Below are 6215 nucleotides of genomic sequence, written 5' to 3'. Positions count from 1 at the left end.
AGCAGCCGCGCCCGGCAGCGCCAGCACGCCGCGTTGCGGATCGAGCCGCTCGCGCCAGAACGCGAGCTGGCGATCGCGTTCGCCGGCGTCGAGCCAGCGGCGCTGCCACAGCGCGTGGTCGGCGTACTGGATCGGCAGCGGCGCGAGTGCCACCGGCCGGTCGGACGCGTACGCACGATAGAACGCCGCGAGTTCCTCGAGCATCACGCCCGACGACCAGCCGTCCGACACGATGTGATGGACGGTCAGCGCAAGCCAGTGATGCGTCGCATCGAAGCGCACCAGATGCGCGCGGACCAGCGGTGCCGCGCCGAGATCGAAGGGCTCGGCTTCATCGGCCGTCGCGACGGTCTCCGCGCGCGCGGTGCGCTGCGCATCCGGCAGCGCTTCGAGATCGGTTTCGCGCCACGGGCAGCGCAACGGCGCGTGGATCGTTTGCGCGACACCGTCCTGCGCTTCGTCGAAGGTCGTACGCAGCGCCTCGTGGCGCGCGATCAGCGCGTCGCAGGCAAGACGCAGCGCATGCGCGTCGAGCGGGCCCGTCAGCGCCAGGCGCTCGGTGATGTGATACGCGTCGGGCGCATCGATCAGCCGCGCGTGCAGCCACAGCCGCGTCTGCGCGAACGACGCCGGCACGCGGTCGCTGCGTGGCGTGCGCGGCGGAATCGGCAGCACGCGGAAGTCGATGCCGGCGGCACCGAGCTTGTCGATGAAGACCGCGCGCTGCGCGTCGGGCAGTTGTGCGAAACGCGTCGCGAGCGCAAGCCAGTCGGGTTGAACCTTCGTCATCCGTCGTCCTTATTGGGTTTCCAGTTCGCCGAGCAGCGCATCGATCGCGCTCGCCGCGTCGGTTTCGCCGCGCGCCGCGCAGGCCGCGTCGATCGCCTCCGCGCAGCGCGCCAGCGTGCGCGTGTCGAACAGCGTGCGCAGCGGCAACGCGAGCCCCCAGTGCAGGTTCGCCTGCGCGTGGGCCTGCGTCGCGAGCAGCGAATGGCCGCCGAGCAGGAAGAAATCGCCGTCGCGGCCGATTGCATCCACGTGCAGCACGCGTTGCCAGATCTCGGCAAGCGCACGCTCCGTGTCGGTCGCGAGCTCGACTTCGGCTGCCGCTTCGCGCACCGGCGCGGGCAGCGCATGGCGGTCGCACTTGCCGTTCGGCGTGACGGGCAACGCATCGAGTTCGATCAGTTGCGACGGCACCATGTAGGCCGGCAGTTGTGCGCGCAGCGCGTCGAGCAGTGCCGTACGGTCGAGCGGGCCCGCGTCGCCGCGTGCGACATAGCCGATCAGTTGCTCGTCGCGCACGATCACGACCGCATCGTTCACGCCAGGCGCCGCGCGCAGCAGCGCCTCGATCTCGCCCGGCTCGATCCGCTGGCCGCGCAGCTTGACCTGCGTATCGACGCGGCCGAGGTAGTCGAGCGCACCGTCGGCGCGCCGGCGCGCGAGGTCGCCCGTGCGGTACATGCGCGCGCCCGGCACGAACGGATCGGGCACGAAGCGCTCGGCGGTCAGCGCCGGGCGGCCGAGATAGCCGCGCGCGAGGCCCGCACCCGCGAGATACAGTTCGCCGGTCGCGCCGGCCGGCACCGGTTGCCAGGCGGCGTCGAGCACGTGCAGTTGCAGGTTCGCGATCGGATGGCCGATCGGCACCGCGACCGCATTTGCGTCGTCGGGGCCGCAGGTCCAGTGCGACACGTCGATCGCGGCTTCGGTCGGCCCGTACAGGTTCACGAGCGTGGCGTTCGGCAGCAGCCGCGCCATTTTCGCGACGAGTTCGGGCGCGAGTGCCTCGCCGCTCGCGACGATCAGGCGCACGCTGTCGCACTGGGCGGCGGCCGAGAAATCGTCGAGATACGCGGCAAATGCGGCGAGCATCGACGGCACGAAGTGCAGCACCGTCACGCCATGTGCGTGGATCGCGGCGGCCAGACGAGCCGGATCGCGATGGTCGCCGGGCGCGGCGATCGCGAGCTTCGCGCCGATCGCCAGCGGCCACACGAATTCCCACACCGACACGTCGAAACCGAACGGCGTCTTGTGCAGCACGACGTCGTCGCGCGTCAGCCGGTACGCGTGCTGCATCCACGCGATTCGGTTCGCGAGCGCACCGTGCGTGTTGCCGGCGCCCTTCGGCTTGCCGGTCGAACCGGATGTGTAGATCAGGTACGCGAGTTGGGCGTCGTCGAGCGTGGCGGGCGCGTGGGCGGCGTCGTTTTCGGTTTCATCGGCGAGCAGGTCCGCGACCGTCAGCAACTGCGTGGTTGCATCGTCGCCGAGCGCGGCCTCGACCTGCTCGCGCAGATGAGCCTGCGTGATCGCGACCGCTGGCCGCGCGTCGCGCAACATGTAGGCAATGCGCTCGGCCGGATAGTCGGGATCGACCGGCAAGTAAGCCGCACCGGCCTTCAGCACGCCAACCAGCGCCATCACCATGTCGAACGAACGCTCGACGCACAGCGCAACCGGCGTGTCGGGCTGCACGCCGCGTCGGCGCAGTGCGGCCGCGATGCATGACGTGCTGACATCGAGTTCGCGATAGGTTGCGCGATGCACACCGCCGTGAATGTCGGCATATTCGAGCGCGATTGCGTCAGGCGTCGCCCGTGCCGCGTCGCCGAACTGCAGATGCAGCGGCTGACGTTGTTCGTCCGGCCAGGTGTGTGCGGTGTCCTGCGCACGTACCAGCGCGTCGCGCGTGGCTTCGTCGGCGATCGACAGCGTGCCGAGCAGCGCATCCGGCGTGCGGGCCAGTGCATCGAGCGCATACGCGAACGCGCGGTGCCAGGTTTCAACCTGCCACGCATCGACGCGCGCGGTGTCGTAGCCGTAGTCGATCGTCAGCTCGGCGCCGCTCTCGATCACGAGCGTCAGCGCGAAATCGGTCGCTTCGATGCTGCGCACGCCGTTCAACGCCAGCGCACGCGGATCGGCTTCGCGCGCCGTGTCGTCGACCGGGTAGTTCTCGAACACGACCAGCGTGTCGAACAGAGCACCGCCCGCGCCGCGCGCCCAGCGCTGGATGTCGGCGAGCGGCGTGTGCGCGTGCTCGGCGGCAGCCGCGTTCTCGCGTTGCAACGTTTGCAGCCAGTCGGCCGCGCGTTGCTGCGGCGCGGGTGCCGTGATGACCGGCAGCGTGTTGATGAAGAGGCCGAGCACCGAATCGACGTCCGCGAGTGCGTCGGGACGGCCCGCGACGGTCGCGCCGAACGCGACGGCCGGCTGGTGCGTCATCCGCTGCAGTGCGAGCGCCCAGGCGCCCTGCACCAGCGTGTTGACGGTCAGCTTCAATGCGCGTGCGGTCTGCGCGACACGCGTCGTCGTGTCGGCATCGAGCGTGGCGCGCCACGTGACCATTTCGGCATCCGCACGATCGGCCGTGCGTTCCGCGATCAGCGTCGGTGCGTCGAGTCGCGCGAGGCGTTCGGTCCAGAAGCGTTCGTCGGCGTCGCGGTCGCGCGTGCCGAGCCATGCGATGAAGTCGCGATAACGCAGCGCCGGGCGGCTCGCGAACGGCGACACGGCATCCGGGTCGCGATAGTCGCGCAGCACGTCGGCGAGCAGGCGCGCGGTGCTCCAGCCGTCGAGCAGCACGTGGTGACGCGTCCACACGACACGCCATGCGTCGTCGGTCACGCGAATCAGCGTGAGCCGCATCAGCGGCGGCTCGCGCCAGTCGAAGCCGCGGGCGCGATCTGCCGCGAGCCAGGCGTCGAAATCGGCATCGAGCGTGTCGCCGCGCGTGCGCCAGTCGAGCTGTTCGACCGGCATGCGTGCGTGGCGATGCACGCACTGCAGCGGCGCGGCTTCGTCCGGCATCACGCTCGTGCGCAGGATGTCGTGGCGCGCGATCGACGCTTCGAACGCGGCGGCGAGCCGGTCGGCGTCAAGCGCGGTTGCCGTCGCGACGAGCTGGTTCACGTAGCTGGCGTGACCGGGCGCGAACAGCGCATGGAACAGGATGCCCTGCTGCATCGGCGACAGCGGATACACGTCGTCGATCGTGCGCCAGTCGAGCGGCGTGCGCTCGATCGCGGCCTGCGTGAGACCGGCGGCCTGCGCGAGCGGGAAATCGCCCGGCGTCGCACCACCGCCGCGATGCGCCACGCGCGACGCGCACGCGTCGACGAGTTCGCGCAGCGCCGCCGCGAATCGCTCGGCGAATGCGTCGATCGTCGCGCGCTCGAATTGCGGTGCGCCGTAGACCCAGTGCACTTTCAGCGTGCGTGCGCCGTCACGATCCGTGTCGAGGTACGCGTGGATCGCGAGCGCATTGCCGAGCGGCCCCTGTGGATCGCGCTCGACGCCGGTACCGCCGAAGCGCGGTACGAGCGTGGCATCGCGCGGTGCGTCGAACTGGCCGAGATAGTTGAAGGTGACGCGCGGGCGCGGCACGGCGGCCAGCGCCGCACGCGTCGCCGCATCGCCGTAATGCGTGAGCACGCCGAAGCCGAGCCCCTTGTGCGGCACCGCGCGCAGCACGTCCTTGACCGCGCACAGCGTGTCGCGCGGCGTGGCCGCGACCGGCAGCGTCACCGGGTAATGGCTCGTCAGCCAGCCGACCGTGCGGCTCGCATCCGCGTCGTCGAACAGCGCCTCGCGGCCATGCCCTTCCAGTTCGACGCGGCACGATGCGGCACCGCTCGCGCCGGCCAGCGCCAGTGCGAGCGCCGCGCCCAGCAGTTCGATCGTCTGCGTGCGATAGGCCGCATGCGCATCGGTCAATGCCGCGCGGGTCAACGCCGCGTCGATCGTCTGCACCACCACCGCTGCATCGGCGTTCGTCGCCGTTGCGTCCGGATGATCGGTCACGACATCGTCGCCCTGCGCCATGCCGGCCCAGTAAGCGGCTTCATCCGCGAACGGCGATGCCGGTTCCGTCGCCGCACGGGCGAGCCGTGCGGCCCACGCATCCGCGCGCAGGCCCGGCGGCGACAGTCTGACCGGCGTGCGTTCGCATGCGGCGCGGTAGGCCGTGTCGAGGTCGTCGAGCAGGATGCGCCACGACACGCCATCGACGATCGCATGGTGAATCGCGAGATAGAGCTGCGTCGAGCCGTCCGGCAAGCGTGCCGCGCAGGCGCAGGCAAGCGGCCCGCGGCCGAGGTCGAGACGGCGCTGCAACGCGTCGAAGCGCGCAAGCGCGTCGGCTTCGTCGCGGGCGGCGACTTCGACGAACGGCAGCGCATCGTACGGCTTCGCCGCATCGCTGGCCTGCCACGTACCGTCTGCGCCACGCGCGAAACGCTGGCGGAACGCGTCGTGATGCGTCAGCAACGATTCGAAGGCACGCGCAAACGCATCGGCGTCGAACGGGCCGCGCACGTCGAACGCGACCGACTGGCTCCAGTGGCCCGGATGCGGGATATCGAGCGCGAAGAAGCGCTGCTGCGCGGGCGTCAGGACTTTTGCTGTAACCGGCGCGCTGGCTGCGACCGCAGGTTGAACGGCGGCAGCGGCAGCCGCAGCCGTAGCCACGTCCTCCGTCTTCGCGATGCGCGCGAGTTCGGCGACCGTCGGGCCGTCGAACAGTTGCTTCGGCGTGAAGCGCACGCCGCGCTTGCGCGCCCGGGCGATCACCTGCAGCACGAGAATCGAATCGCCGCCGAGTTCGAAGAAGTTGTCGTTGCGGCCGACCTTCGGCGCCTTCAGCACGGCCTGCCAGACTTCGGCGAGCACCGTTTCGACCGCGCCGTGCGGGCCATCGCCGGATGCAGTCGCGACCGGCGCAGCGGCCAGTTCGCGCAGCGCGGCGCGATCGATCTTGCCGTTCGCAGTGACCGGCAGGCGCGTAAGCGCGACGAACTGCGCGGGCACCATGTAGTCCGGCAGTTTCGCGGCAAGCGCGGCGCGCACCGCAGTCTCGTCGAAGTTCGCGCCATCGCGCATCACGACAAACGTCGCGAGCCGCAGGCGGCCATCGTGTTCGATCGCGAGCGTTTCAGCCTGCGCAATCGGGCCGGCCGCACGCACTGCCGCACTCACCTCGCCCGGTTCGACGCGGTAGCCGCGAATCTTCACCTGATCGTCGATACGGCCAAGGAACGCGAGACGGCCGTCAGTGCGCAAGCGCACGCGGTCGCCGGTGCGATACAGCCGCGCGCCGGGCGTGAACGGATCGGGCACGAAGCGCTCGGCGGTCTGCGCCGGGCGGCCCAGGTAGCCGCGCGCGACGCCCGGCCCGCCCAGATACAGTTCGCCCGTCGCGCCGGCCG

At 70.6% G+C, this 6215-nt stretch carries 2 protein-coding genes; both read right to left on the bottom strand.

Annotated elements, in window-relative coordinates:
* On the bottom strand, positions 1-789 hold a 789-nt coding region (locus tag G3O00_RS38915), incomplete at its 3' end, for a condensation domain-containing protein (protein ID WP_241025539.1).
* Between the two features lie 9 nt (positions 790-798).
* The coding region (locus G3O00_RS38910) for a non-ribosomal peptide synthetase (RefSeq protein ID WP_206146168.1) at positions 799-6215 on the bottom strand (5417 nt) is incomplete at its 5' end.

Source organism: Burkholderia sp. Ac-20384, assembly GCF_017104605.1.
In the GTDB taxonomy this organism is placed as follows: domain Bacteria; phylum Pseudomonadota; class Gammaproteobacteria; order Burkholderiales; family Burkholderiaceae; genus Burkholderia; species Burkholderia lata.
This window is presented reverse-complemented; position numbering and strand designations above follow the sequence as displayed.